This window comes from Sulfurospirillum deleyianum DSM 6946 (assembly GCF_000024885.1).
In the GTDB taxonomy this organism is placed as follows: domain Bacteria; phylum Campylobacterota; class Campylobacteria; order Campylobacterales; family Sulfurospirillaceae; genus Sulfurospirillum; species Sulfurospirillum deleyianum.
On the sequence record NC_013512.1, the window covers coordinates 1,990,863 to 2,012,259 of the forward strand.

Consider the following 21,397-nt stretch of genomic DNA (forward strand, 5'->3'; position numbering starts at 1 on the left):
GATGTGGCTACAAAAGTAGCCCATCTCTTGTTACATGTAAATCTGTTTTAAATGCTCCATCGAAGTACCAAGATTTAGAAGTAATAAGTCTGCTATTACTAAAGCTGCCATCGACTCAGCCACCACACTGCCTCTAACAGCAATACACGGATCATGCCTTCCTTTGAGGTTGCATGTTAAAGCGTGACCTTCTGTATCAATCGTCTCTTGAGAGAGAAAAATAGAAGGGGTGGGTTTAAAATAGACTTTACATGTAACGACATCGCCATTGCTCATACCGCCTAAAATGCCCCCACTGTGATTACTTACAAATCCACTTTGAGTGATGGCATCGTTATTTTGTGAACCTTTGAGCCCTGAGGCATGAAACCCCTCACCAATCTCAACGCCTTTGACGCCATTAATGCCCATCATGGCATCCGCTAAAAGTGCGTCAAGCTTATAATACATCGGCTCACCTAGCCCAATAGGTGCACCCACAATCTGCACCAATGCCACACCGCCAATGGAATCATGCGCATTTTTCGCCTCTAAAATTTTCTCTTTTTGCGCCTCTTCAACACTCGCATCCAATGCGTAAATTTCACTGTGGCTGACACGTTCAAAATCATAACTTTGCGCCTCAATACCACCAATCGCACAAATGCCACTTTGTACCTTTACATGTAACGCATTTAAAAGCAGTTTTGCAACTGCCCCAGCGGCTACACGGGCTGCCGTTTCTCTAGCACTACTGCGTCCGCCACCCCTATAATCCCTGATGCCGTATTTGTGAAAATAAGTAAAATCCGCATGCCCTGGACGAAAAAGATTTTTGACGTTTTCATAATCCCCACTTTTTTGATTTTCATTGAAAATCACCATCGCAATAGGTGTTCCTGTGCTTTTTCCCTCAAACACCCCACTTAAAATCTCGACTTTATCGCCCTCTTTACGAGCCGTGGCAAATTTATTTTGCCCTGGTTTTCTGCGGTCTAGCTCACTTTGAATAAACACCTCATCAATACTAAGTCCTGCAGGTACGCCATCGACCACACACCCAATCGCCCTTCCATGCGACTCTCCAAAAGTAGTAAAACAAAACCTTCGTCCAAATGTATTGCTCATTGAATCTCTTTTTTCAAAATCTCTAATGCCAACAGAGCAGCTTTTTGTTGTGCCTCTTTTTTACTCTTGCCACTGGCCAAAGACAAATCACTCCCTCTTACACTCACAGCAATCTCAAACTCTTTTTGATGGTCAGGTCCAAAAGAGCGTACCAAACGATACTCTGGTGTCACCCCAAAATGGGCTTGTGTCAACTCTTGAAGGGTGGTTTTATGGTCTCTAAAAATAGCGTCCATATCAATTTTAGGATACGCCTCTTCTAAAAGTGAAATAGCAAGCGTTCGAGCTTTCTCTAGCCCCGCCTCTAAATACAGCGCTCCAATAATCGCCTCAAACGCATTGGAAAGCAAAGAGGGTTTTTCACGCCCATTATTATTCTCTTCTGCCAAAGAGATATAAATCGACTCACCCAAATGAAGTAATCGAGCGAGTTTTTCAAAGCTCTTCTCATTGACCAAAGAGGCTCGAAGTTTGGAGAGTTCCCCCTCTGCTACCCCTAAAAACTCTTTATACAAATACTCTCCCACAATCAAATCCAACACCGCATCTCCCAAAAACTCCAAACGCTCATTGTTATACGGCTGTTTGGAACTCTTATGCGTGAGTGCCTCGATTATCAGGTTTTGGTTTTTAAACTGATAACCCAAACGCTTCTGTAACGCCTCTAATTTTTGTTGCATCCTTCTATCCTTTCTCTTTAATTTTCATTGCTTCTTCTTTAGCAATTTTATCGCACATCTCATTTTCAACATGCCCATCATGCCCTCTCACCCACACACCTTTTACCTTGTGCCCTTTAGAAACTTCCAAATACGCTTGCCATAACTCAGGGTTTTTCACTTTAACAAACCCTTTTTTCACCCAACCAACTAACCACTCATTAATGCCTCGTACAACATAACTCGAATCACTCACCAAAGTCACATCACATGGCTCTCTTAGTGCTTCTAAACCTTTAATCACCGCTAAAAGTTCCATCTGATTATTGGTCGCATCTGCCATGCCACCGCTAATGATTTTTTCAGCATCTCCAAACCGCAAAATCGCACAATACCCTCCCGCCCCAGGATTACCTAGGGATGAGCCATCACAAAAAAGAGAGATTTTCTTCATGCTGAACTTGAGTTAAAAGGGGATGAATCTTAGCGGTATGAATGCTTTGACAATGCGGACATCGGTAAAAATGGATAGGAAACACCTGCTTACACTCCATACACATATACTCAAATCCCAATGTTGCTTCTTGATATCCAGCGTGCTGTAACTCGCCTAAGACCTCCAAAGCAAAAGGAATCTGTTCCATTTTTTCATACGGAATAAGCCCCTTTGCCATAGCAATAGCTCTTACCAAATCTTTGTTACATGTAAGAATATTATAAACCCTTTCATCCAAATACCATACAACATCCAGCATCTCTTCAAAGGGCAAATCCTCAAAAAAGGAAGGCTCAATCACCATTCCATTTTCACACATAAATTCAAACAGCTTACGCTTTAAAAAAGGCTCTTCTTTGGCTAAAACTAAGAGTTGCTCTTTTTTCTCTTTATCACTTAAATGACTCTCTTTTAAAATCGCTAACGCCTTAAGGTAGAGACTTTGAAGGTGTACTTTTGCGCCCATCTCCTCAAGCGATTCTAAAACCTCTTGCGCTTTAGCATACTCTTGAAGTTGCTCATAAACCACACTTAAGTACTTTAAAGACTCTTCATTGCGAGGGTGCAGACGTAAAGACTCTAAAAAAACATCCGAACTGCGGTGCAAAAATCCCGCTTTAAAGTAAATCTTTCCAAGCGTTGAGAGAAGATACTGCTTCTCATCTTTTCCCTTAACCCGCTTAAGCGTTACCAAATAGATATTAATTGCTTTTTCATAATCCCCACCTTTTGCGTAAGCATGGGCTAGTAAGGCTAAAGATTCAAGAGGAATAGAAGCATCTTCGAGCAGTTTTTTATACTCATTTTCGTCGGTAACAATTTCAAACTTTTTCACAAATTTATCAATACTTTGCTTATCTTCTTTGCTTTTGAAGATACCCCACCAATAGTTTGAAAAAGAGATAACAAAGACAATCGCAAATAAAATAATCACTCCAAAAAGTGGATCACGATACTCTATAAAAAAATTATCCACACCAAACCTTTCACAAAAACATCAAAGAGGTTTATTATACCAAACTTGCTATAATTTCCCTTATGATAGATAAAACATCCATAGAAAACCTCAAACAACGTCTTGATATTGTCGAAGTGATTGGCTCTTATTTGGAGTTGAAAAAAAATGGTGCAAACTACAAATGCGTCTGCCCTTTTCACAACGACACTAGCCCAAGCCTTGTGGTGAGTCCCTCCAAACAAATCTATCACTGTTTTGCCTGTGGCGCAGGGGGAGATAGCATCAAATTTGTCATGGAATATGAAAAATTAAGCTACCCCGAAAGCATTGAAAAACTCGCCAACATGGTCAATTTTTCCCTCACATATACCACGCAAAATGGCGCGCAAAAAGAGAATCGAAAATTGATGGAAAATCTCAATGCATTTTACGTGAAAGAACTCGATAAGCACTTAAGCGCAAAAAATTATTTATCGCAACGAGGTATCTCTGAAGCGATGATTGAAAAGTTTGAAATAGGCTACGCTCCTTCCTCTTTTTCAACCCTGGATTTTTTAAGTAAACACGCCTATACGATGAGTGAAGCGATAGAGTATGGTGTGGCGGGAATCGGTGAAAACAACCAACCCTACGCACGTTTTATTGAACGGGTGACGTTTCCTATCTATGCTCCAAGCAATAAACTGGTGGGATTTGGAGGACGCACCCTCTCTAACCATCCTGCCAAATATGTCAACTCACCCCAAACCAAACATTTCAACAAATCGCAGTTGCTTTATGGATACCCATTGGCGAAAGAGACGATTTTTAAACGCAAAGCACTGATTATCACAGAGGGGTATTTGGATGTTATTATGCTCCATCAAGCAGGGTTTACCCACGCCGTAGCCACCCTAGGAACGGCTTTGACACACGAACATCTTCCACTTATCTCCAGAGGCGATCCTGAAGTGATTGTGGCATATGATGGCGATGAAGCGGGCATTAACGCCGCTTTAAAAGCTTCTATGCTTTTAAGCCAACACGCTCTACGAGGCGGTGTGGTACTCTTTTCTCAAGGAATGGATCCTGCGGATATGGTTCAAAAAGGACTGCTTGACGCACTCAATCATCTTTTTCGCAAACCACAACCCTTTGTTGAATTTGCCCTAGAGCGCATGGTTAAAAAACACAACCTTAAAGACCCTCTCTCCAAACAAAACGCCCTTGAAGAGGCGATGGCATACCTCAAAACCTTGCCTCAAGCCGTACAAGAGAGTTATACAGGATTGCTCTCTGAACGCTTAGGTTTGCACCATAATTTGGTCAAAATTCAAACCCATAAACCCAAACGCTTAGAAAAAAAAGAGCGTGTCTTTGAAGATATGTTAGAGCTCACTATTATCAAAACTATTTTAAGCGAACCCTCGCTCATAGATACCGTTTTAGATACGATTGATAGTAGCATGTTTAAAACCCACCAAGAGGAGTTTATGCTCCTGCTTGAAAATCAGCGTGAACACCCAAAGCTAAGACGTATTGAGCTGTGGGAAGATATTAAGATTTACGATGAAAAAGAGCTGATTGCTTCGATGATCTCTTTTTTATATCACTATTACAGCGAAAAATTTCAAGAAATCCGATCCGCTCGTGAACTCAGTTATGAAAAAAAACAGTTTTTGATTCGAAAAATTCAAGAAAAAATGATGAAATTAAAACAAGGTGAACTCGTCCCATATGAAAGCATTAGTACTCTTTAGTGGTGGACTTGACAGTATGTTAGCTGTCAATGTTCTCGTTCAGCAAGGCATTGAAGTGATTGCCTTACATGTAAACATAGGTTTTGGTATTAAAGATGACCATTATGAAACACTTGAGCGCAGAGCTAAGCTCGCAGGGGCATGCCTTGAAGTCATTGATGTACGAGATGAATACCTTCAAAAAATCCTCTTTAGTCCAAAATATGGTTATGGGAAACAGTTCAATCCTTGCATTGATTGCCACGGGTTTATGTTTAGCGTTGCCAAATCACTTTTACCTCGCTATGGTGCCTCTTTTATTGCCACAGGAGAAGTGATCGCTCAACGTCCTATGAGTCAAAACAAAGATGCCCTCCAACTGGTCAAAAAACTTGCAAACGATATGGAAGAAGAGCTCATCCTTCGCCCTCTGAGCGCCAAAGTGATGAAAGAGACAAAACCTGAGCGTGAAGGATGGGTCGATAGAAATCGCCTTTTAGACCTCAATGGTCGAGGACGCCACAGACAACTTGAACTCGCTCAAGCCTTAGGCTGGGAAGATTACCCCTCTCCAGCAGGTGGCTGTTTGCTTACGGATGTCGCATTTACCGCACGTTTAAGAGATTTTATAACCTATGATTCGTTTAGCAAAGAAGATATTGATGTGCTCAAAAATGGACGTCATTTTCGTTTACCAGATGGAGCGAAACTGGTTGTGGGAAGAAATGAAATGGAAAATAATTTTCTGGATACTTTAGAAAATTCCAAATTTAACCTTTTACATGTAAAGGAAGCGATGAGTGCTCCTAGTGCACTGCTTTCTTCCAACGCTAGTCCAGAAGATGAAGCTTTAGCCTGTCGTATTGTGCTCAGTTTTACCAAAGCATTACCCAAAGAAACTTACACCCTTGCTATTAACACTAAGATGGTAAAATCATCTCCATTGGAAAGAAAAGAAGCGACAAAACCGTATCTTATATAGAAATTTAAAGATAGTTTTTGTATGCTTTAAAATGTTATAAATTTGAAACATTAGGATTATGAGATGGGCAGTTCCCAAAAGATGATTTTTTTAGTCGTGGATGACTCTAATATTTCTCGCAAATGGCTTATTGAGATGATTCCAAAAAAAATTGTTGAAAACGCACATATTTTTGAAGCATGCGATGGGGAAGAAGCCATCACACTTTACAAAGAACACCAACCTGATCTTGTGTTTTTAGATATTACAATGCCTGGAATGGATGGCTTTGAAGCCCTAAAATGCATTCGAGAGCTCAACCCTAACGCCCTCGTGATTATGATTTCAGCCGATCGTCAAAAAAGTACAAAAGAGAAAGTGCTCAGCCTTGGGGCTTCTGCTATTCTCTCAAAACCTGTCGATGCAGAAGAGTTTCGAACAACCTTATTAAAGTTGGTATTTTAAGATGACACACTATTTCAATCCACAACAAGAAGATGTGCTTAAAGAGCTGATTAATGTCTCTTTTGGGCTTTCTGCCTCTTTAATTGGTGACATGCTTGACAACCATGCAAAATTGCATATTCCTGAAATTTCCAGTATTGATATTCTCAATCTTGACGATAAAATTATAGAAATTCTAGAAGAAAAATATGACTTTTATTTGACAAAACAACGCTTTTTAGGTTCTTTTAACGGGGAAGTCTTATTTGTGTTTAATACCTATTCAGCTCAAGCCTTCTCAAATCTATTGTTAAAGCAGAGTTCCAGTGATGAGAGTGACATTAAAGCGTCAATTTTAGAATTAACCAATATTATCACCTCAGCGTGCATTGGCAAATTTTGTGAAATCATTGATGGAGAAACCATTTTTAAAGTGCCCTCCATCGAAAAACGTGAAATCGCTCGCATGGATGAATATGACAAAGTAGAGGGGTATGATAATGTCATTGTGATTAAAACGGCTTTGGATATTGAAAAAGAGAATATCCTAGGACATATGTTTATTTTGCTTAACAAACAAATGCTTGAGCATCTTAAAAAGACGATTGATAAGTTATAATAATGATACAGTGCGAAAAAATTATTCACTCTTTGAATGTGGGGATTTTAATTATTGATGAGGATTTAACTCTCCATTTTGTCAACAAATGGGTGGGCGTTCATGCTAATTTTGCACCTGAACACGCCATAGGAAAAAACCTTTTATCCCTCTTTGAGTTGGATGAAGATCGTCTCAAATCACTCAAACGTCACATTAAAACTGCTTTAACGCTTAAAAGTCCCTCTTTTTTTACCGCCGATGCCAATCACTATCTACTTCCCATGAAAAATTCGATTACCACGAAATCTGTTTTTGAATTTATGCAGCAAGATATTACGATTTTGCCATACGATACCGCTGCTAGACACGTTACGCTTCTCATTTATGACCAAACCTCTTTGATGGAAGAAAAAATGCGTTGCGATAAAGAGAGTCAAGCGCTTGAAAAAGCGGTCAAGACGGCTAATGCAACGATTAGAAAACTTGAGACAGCCAAGAATAAATTGATTAAACAGCGTGATATTATCTACCAACAAGCTCATTGTGACCACTTAACCTCACTGGCTAATCGTACCGTCCTCAATCAAAAGCTTCAACAACTTATCGACGAGGGAGCGCAAAGCGATAAAAAGTTTGGCATCCTCTTTTTGGACTTGGATAATTTTAAAGAAATTAACGACACTTTAGGACACGATGTGGGTGATATGATCTTAATCCATGTCGCAAAGACACTGCTCTTATGTACCCGCAAAAGCGATACCGTAACCCGCTTTGGGGGTGATGAGTTTATTATCTTAATTGACAATGTCGATAATGAAGAAAATCTTAAAACCATTGCCGCAAAACTCGTGGAGACCATTGGACAACCACTTAAAATCCGAAATCATCATTTACATGTAACCGCAAGTATTGGTGTGAGTATCTTTCCAAAACACGGAAGCGACTTTAACCAACTTATTAAAAATGCAGATTTAGCGCTTTATTTGGCTAAAAATGAGGGACGAGATACCTACCGCATTCAGTCCTAAGCCACTCAACAAGAGGGCTTAGGTCATAAAATTTAAAAAAACTCTATCTCATCATCGTGACTTAAATCCAAACTCTTCTCATCGAAAATGGCTTCGATTTGAATGCACGAAGAGAGTAAAGAAGAATCTAAATAGTGCACATCCCGTGCAATTTGAGTAATAAAAACATTTTCTCTCCACGACGCTAAATCATGCAGTAAATTTAACAGCATAGCACTGAGTCGTTTCGCTTTTTCACTATCAAGCTGCTCCACCGTTAACGTATCTAAAAAGTTAATCAACGTCTGAATCGCAAAACCCAAATGCTCAAACTCTAAGAGTTCCGCCAAAATATCCGCATACTCTTGAAAATTTTCAGAAATAATCATTAAATTACGTTTATTTGGCTCTTTTTCAAAATCCAAAATCGCTCTATCTGTCTCATCATTCAATGCTTCTAAACTATCAATTTTTGACATAAACGAAATCGCCGTATTATTGACATATTCTGTGGCACTTAAAAGATTATCATGTGTTTTAGAGAGAATTTCTTTTGCCTCATCACTCACTTCCACGGAGCCATTGCTTTTTTTCATCACCTTATCAAGCTGAAATGCCAACATTTCATGAGAGAGAATATATTTGGCATTAGGAAAATTTCGTAGAAGAATATTTTTAATAATATTGCTTCGAAGTGGCTTTACATGTAAAAGCATCATATACAACTTTTCTTCATTCTCCTCCACCACAATCGCACACTCCTGCGCATGTTTAAGCAGCCAAAGAGAAAAACCATACATCAATCGCACACAATCACTCAAATCAATCACGCTTTTTTCATTATTAAGCCAATAATCCCAAAATTCAGCCAATGCACTCTCATCTTCAATATGAAACGTCGTACTACGGCGAAACACATGTGTATTGAAAGGGTTAAGGGCTTTAGGAAATTTTTGCATCGGTTTATGGCGCAGTGCGATAATGCGCAAATACTGCCTAATGCGCTGTAAAAAATGCTCCGCATGCAGCGGTTTGGTGAGATAATCCTCCGCACCTAATGAGAGCATTTTATTTTTAGAAGTCTCATCATCCAGCGCACTAATAGCAATCACCATGCTTTTTTTATGCAGTTGCTTAATAAATTTTGTTGCCTCAAATCCATCCAGATTGGGCATCATAATATCCATAAAAATCAAATCATAATTTTGCTTTGCGCACATCTCAACAGCGATTTGTCCATCTTCCGCCTCATACACTTCGATGCCTTCAACCTCTTCTAAGAGAAGGTTGAGTGTGAGTCTGTTATTGTCATTGTCATCAACAATTAAAACCTTAACCATTTTTCCACTCCTTCAATCGTTTACGCAGTGTAAATCTCGTACCACCCAAGCTTAGAGAATCCTCAAGCACATACTCGAAATTCAACCCTTCACACAAAAGCTTAACAAAATGAAGCCCAATGCCCGTTCCTTTTTTTTCACGACTGCTTTGTGCTGCGGAGCTTTTATTGTAGAGTTCAAAAACCTCTTTTTTATCTTTAATGCCCTTGCCATCATCTTGTATCACAATTTCGATACTCTCTTTGGTCACCAATAAAAAAATTTCAACAATCGACGTTCCATACTTAATCGCATTAGAGAGAATATTAGAAAGAATTTGCTTAAAACGGTATTCATCACTGGTTAAATAAGCATCCTGTCCATCGTGTTTAAACACAATGCGCTTTTTATGCTCTAATGCAAGTGCGTTATGTTTTTCAATCACATCTAAAATAGCTTCTTTAGGATGGAAAAGTGTTAAATTGTAGTGCAATTTATCATGGCGCAATTTTCCCAAATCTAAAATATTGGTGACATTATCCAACATCGATGAGGCACTCTTATAGATTTGTTCCAACAAATAAAGCCGCTTTTCTCTAGGCACTTCGTCAATATTGGGCATATGCTTATGCAAATACTGCGCAAAATTTAAAATGGCATTCAGTGGCGTTTTGAGTTCATGTGTAAAAAGAACTAAAAAAGCATCTTTGGCTTCTGAGAGATGCTCTTGTTCTAAGGCTTTTTGTTTAATTTCATTGGAGAGACGCTCTTTTTCCAAAAATGGGGTTAAGTCATGACGGATGGAAAGATACTGCAAAATTTTTTGACTCTCTTTCTCTTTAAAAGGGATAATCATCGTCTCCGCCCAAAAATCACTTCCATCTTTGTTACGATTGACGATTTGTCCTCGCCATACTCTCCCCTGCGTAATGGTCTGCCACATCTCCTCAAAAACGCTAGAAGGGGTATTGGCGTGTTTAATCATACGATGATTTCTACCCAATAACTCCTCTGCCTTATACCCCGTCACTTTTAGAAAATTATCATTGACATAGGTAATATTCCCCTCTACATCCGTTTGAGAAACAATCGAAAAATCGAGCAAGGTTTGAAAATAGTGACGTTCCGCAAGATAAATATCATGGGTAAATGTTTCAATACTCGCCTTAAGATGGAAGAGCGCATTTAAACGCTCTTTTTTCATACTCAAATAACGATCACACCGTAGGGCTAAAATATCATCCAATAAACGTAGCTCTTCACTCTGTAAAAAAAGCAACATCTTAATCAAAGGAAAGGCTCTTTTCACCTCTTGAAGCATGGGAACATACAACGCTTCATTCGAAGCAGAGAGCGAACCAAAAATCAAATCAACTCTCTTTTCACGTACCATCTGAGGAATTTCATGCGGTAAAACAGTGACATGTAACGTATCACACAAGGTGCGTGCTTCATTTACAAAGGTCGTATCATACGCCATTTCACCAATAATTAAAATGCAAACCTTGCAAGATTGGTAGAAACAATGCTCCATCGTTTTACTCCTCATTTAAGTGTGTAATCACACTCTTAGCGATTGCTTCAAGGGGTTGAACTTCATCCACGCCCCCTAATTTAATCGCCTCTTTGGGCATTCCAAAGACGACACAACTCTCCTCAGATTGAGCGATAGTTTTAGCCCCTGCTTGATGCATATTGTACAAACCCCTTGCCCCATCATTTCCCATACCCGTCAATATAACCCCAAAAGCATTTCTCCCAGCAACCTTAGAAACCGAATTAAATAACACATCAACACTAGGACAATGCCCATTAACGCGTTTTCCCATTCCAATTTCAATCAAATAACGCCCCCCTAATCGGCGAAGCACCATATGCTTGTCCCCTTGAGCGATGTATGCGACACCCCTTTGTAAAAACTCCCCATGCGTAGCTACTTTAACATCAATTTCACAAACCTCATTCAAGCGTTTCGCAAAAGGAGGTACAAACGCCTGAGGCATATGTTGCACAACCACCATCGCAGGTGCGGCTTTAGGCATTTGACTCAAAACAACCCGCAATGCCTCTGTTCCACCCGTACTTGAGCCAATCGCAATCACTTTTTGCGTAATCTCTTTAAGCGTAATGGCTGGATGCACCCCTTGAATAAACACTTTTTTTTGTACCCGTGCCAAAGAGGCTTGTACCACTTTTTCAAGCAGTTCATCATGAATACTCTCTTTAGAATCAAACAAGTAGGCATGTGGTTTTTGAACAAAATCCACAGCCCCCGCTTCAAAAGCATCCAACGTCACCTGCGCACTTCTGCGTGTCAAAGAAGAGACAATCACCACAGGCGTGGGGTAATAATGCATCAATTTTTGTAAAAATGTCAATCCATCCATACGAGGCATCTCAATATCCAAACAAATCACATCAGGAGAGAGCGCTACGACCATATCTCGAGCGATATACGCATCCGCAGCAAGTCCGACCACTTCGATGCGCTTATCTGAACTTAAAATTTCATATAAAACATGCCGTGCTGTCGCACTATCATCCACGATTAACACTCTAATCATTCATCATCTCATTTTGAACATATTTGAGCATGATACGATTAGCGTCACTAATCATCATAATGCGTCTGCCATTATTCCCGCCTGTATCTTCTGCTTTAATAGGAATATGCCACGCCCTTAAAATCTCTTTTGCAATGAGAACATTTTTTTGACCTATCATTTGCCCTTCGCTGTTGGCACGATGAATATTAGCTCCACCAAAAATTTTCGCTTCCATATTAGAGCGTAAACACCCTATATTTTCCATGTTTTCAATCAATTTTGGAATCGCAACATTGCCAAATTTTGGGCTTTCTAACCCATTACCATTCCATAAGGGTAAGAGATAGTGGTTCATTCCTCCAATCATTTCCACCTTATCGTACAAACACACACTCACGCATGAACCCAAAACGGTGACAATTTCTGTGGGTTTAATCCCCACAAAAATCTCGCCAACATGGATAAATTTGCGCGCTAACATCAAAACTCTTTCATGGCTACATCATCAAACATAAACTCATTGGCGCTTTCACTCATCAGCGATTCTGCCATTGAGATATCCTGCAAAGGAATATGAAGTGTAAAAATGGTTGCTTTTGATGATGAAACATAATCAATATCACCGTCCAATGATTCCACTAAAGCCTTCACCACACTCAGTCCCAACCCTAAACCATCTACGCCTTCACGGGCTTTAGAGCGTTTACTTATCTTTTTAAAACGACTAAAAATTTCTTTCTTATGCGTTGCTTCGATAACATCACCGCAATTAACCACACGCACAAAGAGCATCGTCTCTTTGTTTTCAACCTCAATTTTAATGCTATTGCCTCGAAAAGAGTATTCACACGCATTGGATAAAAGATTGGAAAGAATCGTATGCAACTTTTTAGCATCACTCACAATCCGTAACGATGGAGCACATTCAATTTCCCATGAAAGATTTTTTTCTTCCACCACGTAAGAAAAACCTTCACACACCTCTTGAAGCAAGTCATACAACACAATCTCACTCCAATAAGGCGCTATCTCACCTGCTTCAATCTCCGCTGCCGTTAAAATATTGTTTAACTGAAAATCAAGTTTATGCAACTCTGCGTCCATCAGTCCTTTAAGGGTTTGTGTCTTAGGCGAATCATTATTTTTACGCATCATAGAGGAGAGATTGAGCAAGGAGCTTAGCGGATTGTTGAAGACATTTTTAATCAAAGAGAGAAACTCCCCTTTAATCGAATCATGCTCTTTGAGTTTTTCATTGAGGTCATAGAGCTTTTTGGTTAAAAATACCATCTCTTCTAAGGTCTGGTTTTTCTGCTCAAACCGCTTTTTGACCTCTTCAAGTAAATCTGCATCACTGAGTGTATCGAGCCTTGATTCTTTCATCTTTTACACCTTTTGATAAATTGAAGCACTTTTCGAATAAAAACCCTTTTTCATATCTGTCAATGCCTCCGAACTGCCTATAAACAGATACCCTTCTTTCCCAAGTAGGGTATAAAATCTCTCAACCAATCTATTTTGAGTTGGTTTATCAAAGTAAATCATGACATTACGACAAAAAATAATATCAAATCTAACAGACTCCAATAAGCGATAATCCCCCGTGACTAAATTAAATTCTCGAAATACAATCATCTGCTTAAGTGAAGGAGAGACATGATAGAGTCGTTGGGATTCGTGTGGATGTTCTGAAAAATAACTCTTTAAGTAGTGTGTATCCAAATTTGCACACGCTTTAGAGGTATAAACTCCTCGCATGGCCATTTTGAGAACTTTAGAAGAGACATCTGTGGCTAAAATTTTAATATCATATGTTTTATCACGGGGTAGATACTCTTTTAAAAACATAGCAATGCTATAAGGTTCTTCCCCTGAGGAACATGCCGCCGACCAAATACGTAGTTTTCCCTCTTTTTTTTCCAACAGTGTGGGCAAATACGATTTTAAATACTCCCACTGCTTTGCTTCACGAAAGAAAGAGGTAACATTGGTCGAAATCAGTGAAGAGAGGTACTCAAACTCGACCCCGCTTTGATCCGCAACCAAGAAATCATAATACGCTCCAAAACTCTCTAGCCCTAAAGCTTTAACCCGTTTTGCAAGCCTTGCTTGTACCAAATAAATTTTATGATCACCCAGCGAAATACCGATATGCTCATAAATAAAGGCCTGCAAAAGCATAAACTCCTTACGCTTTAGAACAAGCCTTTGCATTAGTACAACTCTTCAACATTTAAAATCAGCGCAATTTCGCCATTACCCATGACTGCACCGCCACTAATGCCCTCTGTTTTGACCAAAAATGCCCCAAGCGTTTTAATCACAACTTGCTGTCTACCAACCAACTCATCCACCAAAAGCGCAAATTTTCCTCGACTATTTTCCACGCACACCAGTGTGCATTCCCAAGGAGGCGGAGCATTTTCATCTATATCTAAAACATGATTTAACCGTACAATCGGTAAAAGCTCTGAGCGCAACTGAACAAACTCCTCTTTGCCTCGTGCACTATGTACATTCTGCTCTAAAGGGCGAAACGACTCCGTAATCGAAAGCGTTGGAATAATAAAAATTTTCTCATTTGAGCGAACCAACATCCCATCAATAATCGCCAAGGTTAAAGGAAGAACAATGCTAAACGTGGTTCCCACACCCTCTTGTGAGCTAATATCCACTTTCCCACGTACCGCCTCAATCGCCGTTCTCACAACATCAAGCCCCACGCCTCGTCCCGAAATATCGCTAATCGTATCGGCAGTTGAGAACCCAGGCTGCATAATCAACCCATAAATTTGATTTTCACTTAAAACCTCATCTTGCTCGATAAGACCTCTCTCTAAAGCTTTTTGGTACACTTTACTTTTGTTAATACCCCTACCATCATCACGTACCTCAATGATGATATTTCCTCCTCGATGATACGCACGCAACCTGACATTGCCCTCTTCACTTTTACCCGCTTGCAAACGCTCTTCTTGAGTACCTTCAATCCCATGATCAATCGCATTACGAATAATATGCACCAAAGGATCAGAAAGCGCTTCCACCATTGTTTTATCGATTTCTGTCTCTTCACCTTCTAAAGTGAGGTGAATCGGTTTATTGACCTTTTTGGACGAATCTCGAACAACCCGCTTCATCTTCTCAAATGTATCACGAATGGGTATCATACGCAAACCCATCACACGGTTTTGAATCAAACGGGTGATTTTAGAGAGATTTTCAATGGTTTTTGTCACTTCCGTATCTTGAATCGCCTTGATTTTACTGTTTTCTCCCAAACAATTTTGAGCGATAACAAGCTCACCAATCGAATCAAACAGCTCATCAAGTTTTTGCGCATCAATCTTCAGAAAATTTTTCGTTACCAACGCACTTTTTAGAGGCTTTGCTTCCTCTTTATCCACCACAACGGCTTCTTCACGGACTTGAGAGGCAAGAGGGGTAGAAGGTTCATTTAAAGAAGGTACAACCTCCTCAATATGAAACTCTTCAGGCTCTAAAAAGGCAAAAACATCTTCTATCGCTTCACGGCTCTCTTGCGTGATGAGACAAAGAGTAACTTTGGATAAAATATTGCGTTCGACATCAAAGGCTTCATCCTCAAGCCCTTTGGGAATACTCCAAAAAGATGCAACAATTTTTCCTACATGTAAAAGGTTTTTGAAAAAGAGAAAATGGTCAAACCCTCGAAGATAAATATCACTCTCTAACGTCAATGTAATCCGATAAAGCTTTTCGTTGCTTTGACATTGGGCTAAAAAAGTTTTGACATCAGGCAAGGCACTAGAAGGAAAGAAATGCTCATTGTCAAACTCCAACGTCAAATCTGTGCTACTTGAAGAAGAAGGCATTTCAGGTTCACGAAGCGTTAAAAGGAGCATTTGGATTTTTTCTAAACACAAACCATACGCTTCTGGTAACTGAGCACTCCCCTCCACATCGCACACAAGTGTCTCTTTGATGACACTCACACTCTCTAAAAAAAGGTCCACATGCGAACTGTTTGGAATATCCTCTGAGTTTCTAAAAAAATCCAAGATATCTTCAAAATGGTGAACAAACTCACCTAACCTAGAAAAGTTAAACGCATTGGCACTCCCCTTTAGGGTATGAACGCCACGAAAAATTTCATTGAGAAGTGCTTTGTCACTAGCCGCTGATTCATAATTAACAATGTCAATATCCATTTTTTCGATAATTTCATTGGCTTCTTCAATGAAAATCTGACGTAATTTCTCTTTACTCATCGGCTATCCAATACATCATCCCAAAGACTTCAAGATCAAGCATCATCGCATCTAGCACATCAATCTTCAAAGAGGGTTTTTGATGCTTCACCCACAATAAAAATGCAAAAAGCGCAGAAGTTGTTGGCACACCATTTTTAGAACGCAACACAACAATCTCTTCGATATAATTTAAACGCTCTTGAACAAAATTTTTCAGGCTTTTCACCTCTTCAAGATCCATCTCAATATCCAGTTCTAATACGTCTCCATCTATATACATACGTACCCTTTTCGCACACCAATCACGCTCTTACTATTTTTACATGTAAAGAAGTTTTACATGTAAAAAAGACTAAAACTCTTTTAAATCATCCTCATTCAAGGGAAAAACTTCTTCGTTACTCTGTTTCAAAGAAGACGTTGGCGCCTTTGTCTTTTTACTCGCACTCATGCCCAAACGCTTAGGTGGCATGCTCAAACTAGCAACCTGCTTAGAAGCCTTACTTGCTTTTACCACAGGACGTTCTTTTCCTATATCGTATCCAGCCAGTGCGGCGATTTCAGCGACACTCTCCAACATAGAAATCGCTTGTGCATTAAGCTCCTCAGCCGCTGCTGCCGTCTCTTCAGAAGCAGAAGCATTTTGTTGGGTAATCTGATCCACAGAACCCATCGCTGTGGCGATTTGATTCATACCTTCTGCTTGTTCCTTCGCAGAAATAGCAATCTCCCCAATCAAATCAGAGGTTTTTTTAATGCTCGCTAAAATCTCACCAAAAGAGTCTTTGGTACGATTGGCAACTTCAGTACCCACTTTGACTTGATCAATACTCGCTTCAATAATCCCTGTAATCTCTTTAGCGGCATTCGCACTACGCTCTGCTAGATTTTTTACCTCTTCAGCCACCACGGCAAACCCTAATCCATGCTCACCAGCTCTTGCAGCTTCCACAGCAGCATTGAGGGCTAAAAGGTTCGTTTGGAAAGCGATTTCATCAATCGTTTTAATAATTTTCGCAATTTTTTGAGACGAATCGGTAATTTTTTCCATCGCTACCATCAAATCAGCCATCTGCTGATTACCCTGTCGAGCAGCATCGTTGGAGTGTTGCGCTAATAGATTTGCTTCTCGGCTGTTATCGGCATTTTGGTTATTGCTCGCCGTTGCTTCCTCTATGGTCGCACTCACCTCTTCCACACTACTGGCTTGTGAACTAGCCCCTTCTGCCAAAGAGACAGACGCTGAGCTTATCTGCTCACTCGCACTGACCACCTGTGTCGTTCCCTCGGAGAGAGACCTGACTGAATTGGTCACAATGTTAACAATGCTTCGAATAATATAAATTGCTATCAAAATACTAAGCACAAGCGCAATCATCAAACCTATAATCATTGTATTGGAGGCTATGCTCAATGTCTCAGTCGATTCTTTCGATATCTCATCCACATCACGTAACCCAAGCTCTGCAACCGCTTCTGCTGTTGCTAAAACATCCACCGCCACCTTAACGAGCACGACTGATTCTTTCGCAACCTCTTGCATAATCACCTCAAATCCTTTTAACGAATCTTCATAGCTTTTAGCTGCCATTTCAATCGTTTTAAGATCTGCTAACTCTTCTTTCTCGGTTGCTACTGTTTTCATCTGTTCTAAAATTTTATAGAGCATATCAAACTTTTGAATTGCCCCTTCAAGCATTAGAACATCACTCTTTACTTGCGCACGCTGTCCATATACTCGTGAATAGGTAATCACCTCAATCACATCATGCATACGATTAATTTTTTCATTGCGTTCAAGAAGTTTTCCAGCAGGAGCTTTCTCTTCTATCTCTTGTTTTAATTTTTTCTCATGCGCACTTAGATAAGCCTCTGCACTTTTTAAAAAAGTTACGGAACTCTCTCCCATTTTATCATCAAGTGATTTTCGCTTCAAAAAGGCTTTTTCAAGACGCTCAGACGAACGCATATACTCCGCCAAACCTTTCACTGCTATTTTTTGATTTTCAAGTAATGCGTTTAGCTGATACTTTTTACCTAAAGCTTCCGCTTGTGCTAAAGCATTTTGAAGTTCAACAAAATTTTTCTTAACACTGACCAAAGAGGCTTCATCTTCACGGTAAACATACCCTCGCATGTCGTAGCGTATTTGGTTGGCGAGTTTAAAAATATGACTTGCAAGTGAAACCTCTGGGGCATACACATCTGAAAGTTTTGTCGCATTCGTGGAGGCACTACGCATATTCACAACACCAATACCACCCAAAACCACCATAATAAAAACCAAAATACCAAATCCGATAGAAATTCTTTTACCTAACGTCATTGAACTGCCCATCTTCTATCCTTTATCACTTGCTGTTTTGCTAAGATTCTCCACCATACTCAACTCTTCATCACCAAAAAGGGCTAAAAGGTCGAGTATCATGACTACTTTTTGTTTATATTGCGCCATACTTTTAATAAAACGTGTATCGATATGTTCACCAAATTCAGGAGGTGGTGTTAAATGCTCATCATCCACATTAATCACCTCTTCCACCTTATCGACAATAAAACCTATCTGTTTTTCGCCCAATCGAATAATCACTATGGCAGTGTAGGCTTGAGGAGGAATAGAAGGCATGTCAAATTTAAGACGCATATCCACAACGGGAATAATGTTGCCTCGAAGATTCATCACCCCTTGAATAAATTTTGGGGTTTTAGGAACAGGCGTTGTTTTCATCATGGCAATAATCTCTTTGACATCAAAGATATGAACACCATAGATTTCGTTTTCTAGGTAAAACGTTAAAAAGCGGTTACTAACACTCTTGCCTTGTTTGCTTCGTTGTACTTCTGTTTCCATCGCTTTATAACCCCAATACCATGTTGATTGCTTTAACCAGTTTCTCATCGCTAAAGGGTTTAACCATCCAGCCTGTCACACCAATGGCTTTACCACGCGCTTTCATCTCAGGAGAGCTCTCTGTTGTTAAAATCAAAATGGGGCGGTTTTTAAATTTTTCGTGAGATTTAAGGCGTTCTGACAAATCCAGACCGCTCATCTGAGCCATATTAATATCGCTGATCAGCAAATCGTACTCTTCAGAGCCCTCTAAAAGTGCGCCCAAAAGCTCCTCAGGATTTAAATACGTCGCAAACTCAATCACACCTTTGCCAATCATCTCTTCAAGAGCCATCTGCGCTGTTGCGAGAATTGTTTTGGAATCATCCACCAAAATAACTCGTTTACTCACGGCAACTCCTCTTTAGCTTAAGGCTATTTTATTTTTCACAATTATAGGAAATATAACCCAAAAAATATTAAAAACAGTTAACAAGGAATTACTTTTGCTTTATAAGCTTTATCAGGAAAGGAGAAAACGATGAAATTACACCTTACATCTAATTGTATTGTCATTAAAATAGCCGAAAACTCTCCCTTTTTTTTACATGTAAAAACATTTTTGATGCAAAAACTAAGCCGTTCTTTTTGCATTAATCAAACACTTATTAACCTCTATAACCCTTTAGAATCTGAAAAAAGAAAAGCTTTCTTGACCAGAGTCTATACCATTTGCGCCCATATCTCCCAAACGCAAAATCCCTCATTTTTAGAAAAATTACTTCTCTCATATGATAAACCTATCAAAATCGTACACCAAACATCAAAACCTATTAAACATGTTCATACCCTGCGTCATTTTTACACTCTTTTAAATGCCCATCACGAAGAGACCCTACACGTTATTCGCAAAAAATACCTTCATCTAATCAAACAATACCATCCTGACCACCTTCAAAATGAAAACGAAACAATGCGAAAACGCCATTTGGAAAGGTTTTATCAAATTCAAGAAGCTTACACGACAATACGAGCAGAAAAAACGAAACCACTGGTTGCATAAAAACCATTTTTTAAGGTTTGATTGGTAAAATACTTTTCTTCAAATGGGGTGTTAGCTCAGCTGGGAGAGCGCAACGCTGGCAGCGTTGAGGTCAGGGGTTCGATCCCCCTACACTCCACCATTCCCTAAGCCATTTTCCTAAATGTACCCTCTTTTGTACCCTCTGAAAAAAGTGCAATACCTCGATCTATCTTTAATTCTTCTGCTTCGATAAATCCACTATAAGTCGTTAAAACCATTTTTGAGTTCGTATGACCCAACATTTTAGCAACGGTTAAAACACTTACCTTTCCACTTCTTAACATAGCAGTAGCAAAAGTATGGCGTGTATTGTAGAGTTTTCGATGTCTTACCTTAGAGCGTTTTAACACACTTAACCATTTCTTTTTAAGCGCATCGGCATCGTGATAAAATTTACCCGTTACCTCACTCATAAAGAGAAACATCGTTCTTTTTTCTCTTGCACGTCTTATTTGATCTTCTAAGTAAGGACGACACGCATCCAATATAGGAATTTTCCTAATGGACTTTTGTGTTTTTGGTGTTGTAGGCTCTTTTGAATTTCGAGAAACCGCTCGTTTGATACTGATACTATCTTCATCAATATCTTGAAGCATTAATCCCAAAATTTCACCAATTCGCATACCAGTGTTAAATGCTATCCCTAGATAGTTTTTAAATTCATCATTGGCATACGCTAAAAGCCGACTAACCTCTTCCTCACTAAATGGATCAGCTTCAACTTGTTCATATCGTCCAATGCTAACTTCTGATGCGATATTTTTAGCAATCACTTCATCATCATAGGCGACTTGAAATATCCCTTTGAGAGCTACTAAGTAGTTCTTTTTTGAGATATTCTTGATCTTGAAACTATTGAGCCATTCTTTGATATTTAGCTTCGTAATGCTATCTATCGTTTTATCTCCAAAAGCCTTATTTATAGCTTCAACTCGACATTCTACATAACGATAACTTTTCATATTTTCTTGCAAAGCGAGATATTTTTGACTGTAATATCTTACAGTTTTAGGCACTTTCTTATATTCCCCGCTTGCTATTTTTCTAGCAAGCTCAGGGAATAGCACTTTTTTAGCTAAAGTCCTATTTTTCTTAGTATCTTCAAGCTTTAAAGACCTAACGATTTCTCTATCTTCAACAAAAAAACGAACGTATAAATTACCGTCTCGTGATTTTAAATGCATTTGTGACCTTTCTCACAAATCGGCATCTAAATACTAGCTAAAATTCGGTCAACAGCACTTGAAACATTTATGCTATTTTCACCTTTTAGCCACCTTGTTAACTGCTCACTATCGAATCGCACTATACCCTCACGTTTGAAGAAATGAACACCACATACCAATGCACCTTTTTGTTTATACCGTTTAAGCGTTTCATCGGAGATTTTGAGAAATTCTGCCGCTTCTTTTTGAGTTAAAAATTGATTCATTTA

Annotated in this window: 23 protein-coding genes and 1 tRNA gene; 7 read left to right on the plus strand and 17 right to left on the minus strand. The window is 39.4% G+C overall.

Translation table 11 applies throughout. The annotated features are described in order from the left end of the window. Positions 1-30: 30 nt before the first annotated feature. Genes aroC through SDEL_RS09995 form a run of 4 tightly spaced genes read right to left on the minus strand, consistent with a single transcriptional unit; the run spans position 31 to position 3,238 of the window. Entirely contained in the window at positions 31-1,107 is a 1,077-nt protein-coding gene (gene aroC / locus SDEL_RS09980; RefSeq protein ID WP_012857737.1) for a chorismate synthase, read from the minus strand. Further along, positions 1,104-1,787 (minus strand): ribonuclease III, encoded by a 684-nt coding sequence (rnc, locus tag SDEL_RS09985; protein ID WP_012857738.1) that lies wholly within the window; start codon positions 1,785-1,787, stop codon positions 1,104-1,106. Before rnc ends, aroC begins: the two co-directional genes overlap by 4 nt. Before the next feature lie 4 nt (positions 1,788-1,791). Next, the gene (gene rnhA / locus SDEL_RS09990; protein ID WP_012857739.1) at positions 1,792-2,220 is read right to left on the minus strand and encodes a ribonuclease HI; all 429 of its coding nucleotides are present in this window, start codon (positions 2,218-2,220) and stop codon (positions 1,792-1,794) included. Further along, positions 2,195-3,238, minus strand: coding sequence for a tetratricopeptide repeat protein (locus SDEL_RS09995; RefSeq protein ID WP_012857740.1), 1,044 nt, complete (start codon positions 3,236-3,238; stop codon positions 2,195-2,197). Before SDEL_RS09995 ends, rnhA begins: the two co-directional genes overlap by 26 nt. Positions 3,239-3,300: 62 nt before the next feature. On the opposite strand from SDEL_RS09995, the gene dnaG reads away from it, so the two are divergent. The 5 genes from dnaG (at position 3,301) to SDEL_RS10020 (ending at position 7,972) form a co-directional block, all read left to right on the plus strand. Then, complete coding sequence (dnaG, locus tag SDEL_RS10000) at positions 3,301-4,959, plus strand: DNA primase (protein WP_012857741.1); 1,659 nt, start codon at positions 3,301-3,303, stop codon at positions 4,957-4,959. Beyond that, positions 4,937-5,920, plus strand: coding sequence for an argininosuccinate synthase domain-containing protein (locus SDEL_RS10005; protein WP_012857742.1), 984 nt, complete (start codon positions 4,937-4,939; stop codon positions 5,918-5,920). The genes dnaG and SDEL_RS10005 overlap by 23 nt, the downstream gene beginning before the upstream one ends. 63 nt (positions 5,921-5,983) lie before the next feature. Next, positions 5,984-6,364, plus strand: coding sequence for a response regulator (locus SDEL_RS10010; protein WP_012857743.1), 381 nt, complete (start codon positions 5,984-5,986; stop codon positions 6,362-6,364). A 1-nt stretch (position 6,365) separates the two neighbouring features. Next, a complete protein-coding gene (locus SDEL_RS10015) occupies positions 6,366-6,962 on the plus strand; it encodes a chemotaxis protein CheC (RefSeq protein WP_012857744.1) in 597 nt (198 codons plus the stop codon). Between the two features lie 2 nt (positions 6,963-6,964). Continuing rightward, on the plus strand, positions 6,965-7,972 hold the full coding sequence (locus SDEL_RS10020; protein WP_012857745.1) for a diguanylate cyclase domain-containing protein: 1,008 nt from the start codon (positions 6,965-6,967) through the stop codon (positions 7,970-7,972). Positions 7,973-8,004: 32 nt separating this feature from the next. Here SDEL_RS10020 and SDEL_RS10025 read toward each other — a convergent pair whose 3' ends face one another. The 11 genes from SDEL_RS10025 to SDEL_RS10075 all read right to left on the minus strand — a co-directional run bounded on the left by SDEL_RS10025 (position 8,005) and on the right by SDEL_RS10075 (position 19,290). Further along, on the minus strand, positions 8,005-9,291 hold the full coding sequence (locus SDEL_RS10025; protein WP_012857746.1) for a response regulator transcription factor: 1,287 nt from the start codon (positions 9,289-9,291) through the stop codon (positions 8,005-8,007). Further along, positions 9,284-10,804, minus strand: coding sequence for a PAS domain-containing sensor histidine kinase (locus SDEL_RS10030; protein ID WP_012857747.1), 1,521 nt, complete (start codon positions 10,802-10,804; stop codon positions 9,284-9,286). The genes SDEL_RS10025 and SDEL_RS10030 overlap by 8 nt, the downstream gene beginning before the upstream one ends. Before the next feature lie 4 nt (positions 10,805-10,808). Further along, a complete protein-coding gene (locus tag SDEL_RS10035; RefSeq protein ID WP_012857748.1) occupies positions 10,809-11,834 on the minus strand; it encodes a protein-glutamate methylesterase/protein-glutamine glutaminase in 1,026 nt (341 codons plus the stop codon). Further along, positions 11,827-12,297 (minus strand): chemotaxis protein CheD, encoded by a 471-nt coding sequence (locus SDEL_RS10040; protein WP_012857749.1) that lies wholly within the window; start codon positions 12,295-12,297, stop codon positions 11,827-11,829. Before SDEL_RS10040 ends, SDEL_RS10035 begins: the two co-directional genes overlap by 8 nt. After that, positions 12,297-13,199, minus strand: a complete 903-nt coding sequence (locus SDEL_RS10045; RefSeq protein WP_012857750.1) for a sensor histidine kinase — start codon at positions 13,197-13,199, stop codon at positions 12,297-12,299. Before SDEL_RS10045 ends, SDEL_RS10040 begins: the two co-directional genes overlap by 1 nt. Positions 13,200-13,202: 3 nt before the next feature. Next, entirely contained in the window at positions 13,203-13,997 is a 795-nt protein-coding gene (locus SDEL_RS10050) for a CheR family methyltransferase (protein WP_245391383.1), read from the minus strand. A 32-nt stretch (positions 13,998-14,029) separates the two neighbouring features. Beyond that, a complete protein-coding gene (locus tag SDEL_RS10055) occupies positions 14,030-16,066 on the minus strand; it encodes a chemotaxis protein CheA (protein ID WP_012857752.1) in 2,037 nt (678 codons plus the stop codon). Beyond that, positions 16,059-16,328: a hypothetical protein gene (locus SDEL_RS10060; protein ID WP_012857753.1), complete on the minus strand. Its 270-nt coding sequence runs from the start codon at positions 16,326-16,328 to the stop codon at positions 16,059-16,061. The genes SDEL_RS10055 and SDEL_RS10060 overlap by 8 nt, the downstream gene beginning before the upstream one ends. A 72-nt stretch (positions 16,329-16,400) precedes the next feature. Next, positions 16,401-18,386, minus strand: coding sequence for a HAMP domain-containing methyl-accepting chemotaxis protein (locus SDEL_RS10065; RefSeq protein ID WP_012857754.1), 1,986 nt, complete (start codon positions 18,384-18,386; stop codon positions 16,401-16,403). A 3-nt stretch (positions 18,387-18,389) separates the two neighbouring features. After that, on the minus strand, positions 18,390-18,899 hold the full coding sequence (locus SDEL_RS10070; protein WP_012857755.1) for a chemotaxis protein CheW: 510 nt from the start codon (positions 18,897-18,899) through the stop codon (positions 18,390-18,392). A 4-nt stretch (positions 18,900-18,903) separates the two neighbouring features. Continuing rightward, on the minus strand, positions 18,904-19,290 hold the full coding sequence (locus SDEL_RS10075; protein ID WP_012857756.1) for a response regulator: 387 nt from the start codon (positions 19,288-19,290) through the stop codon (positions 18,904-18,906). A 129-nt stretch (positions 19,291-19,419) separates the two neighbouring features. On the opposite strand from SDEL_RS10075, the gene SDEL_RS10080 reads away from it, so the two are divergent. Together SDEL_RS10080 and SDEL_RS10085 are read left to right on the plus strand one after the other, a co-directional pair. Further along, positions 19,420-19,941 (plus strand): J domain-containing protein, encoded by a 522-nt coding sequence (locus tag SDEL_RS10080; RefSeq protein WP_012857757.1) that lies wholly within the window; start codon positions 19,420-19,422, stop codon positions 19,939-19,941. Positions 19,942-19,986: 45 nt separating this feature from the next. Further along, positions 19,987-20,062 (plus strand) — tRNA-Ala (locus SDEL_RS10085). Between the two features lie 4 nt (positions 20,063-20,066). Here the strand turns inward: SDEL_RS10085 and SDEL_RS10090 are convergent. Both SDEL_RS10090 and SDEL_RS10095 read right to left on the minus strand, forming a co-directional pair. Then, on the minus strand, positions 20,067-21,146 hold the full coding sequence (locus SDEL_RS10090) for a tyrosine-type recombinase/integrase (RefSeq protein WP_012857758.1): 1,080 nt from the start codon (positions 21,144-21,146) through the stop codon (positions 20,067-20,069). Between the two features lie 26 nt (positions 21,147-21,172). Further along, positions 21,173-21,394: a helix-turn-helix domain-containing protein gene (locus tag SDEL_RS10095; RefSeq protein ID WP_012857759.1), complete on the minus strand. Its 222-nt coding sequence runs from the start codon at positions 21,392-21,394 to the stop codon at positions 21,173-21,175. Positions 21,395-21,397 lie beyond the last annotated feature (3 nt).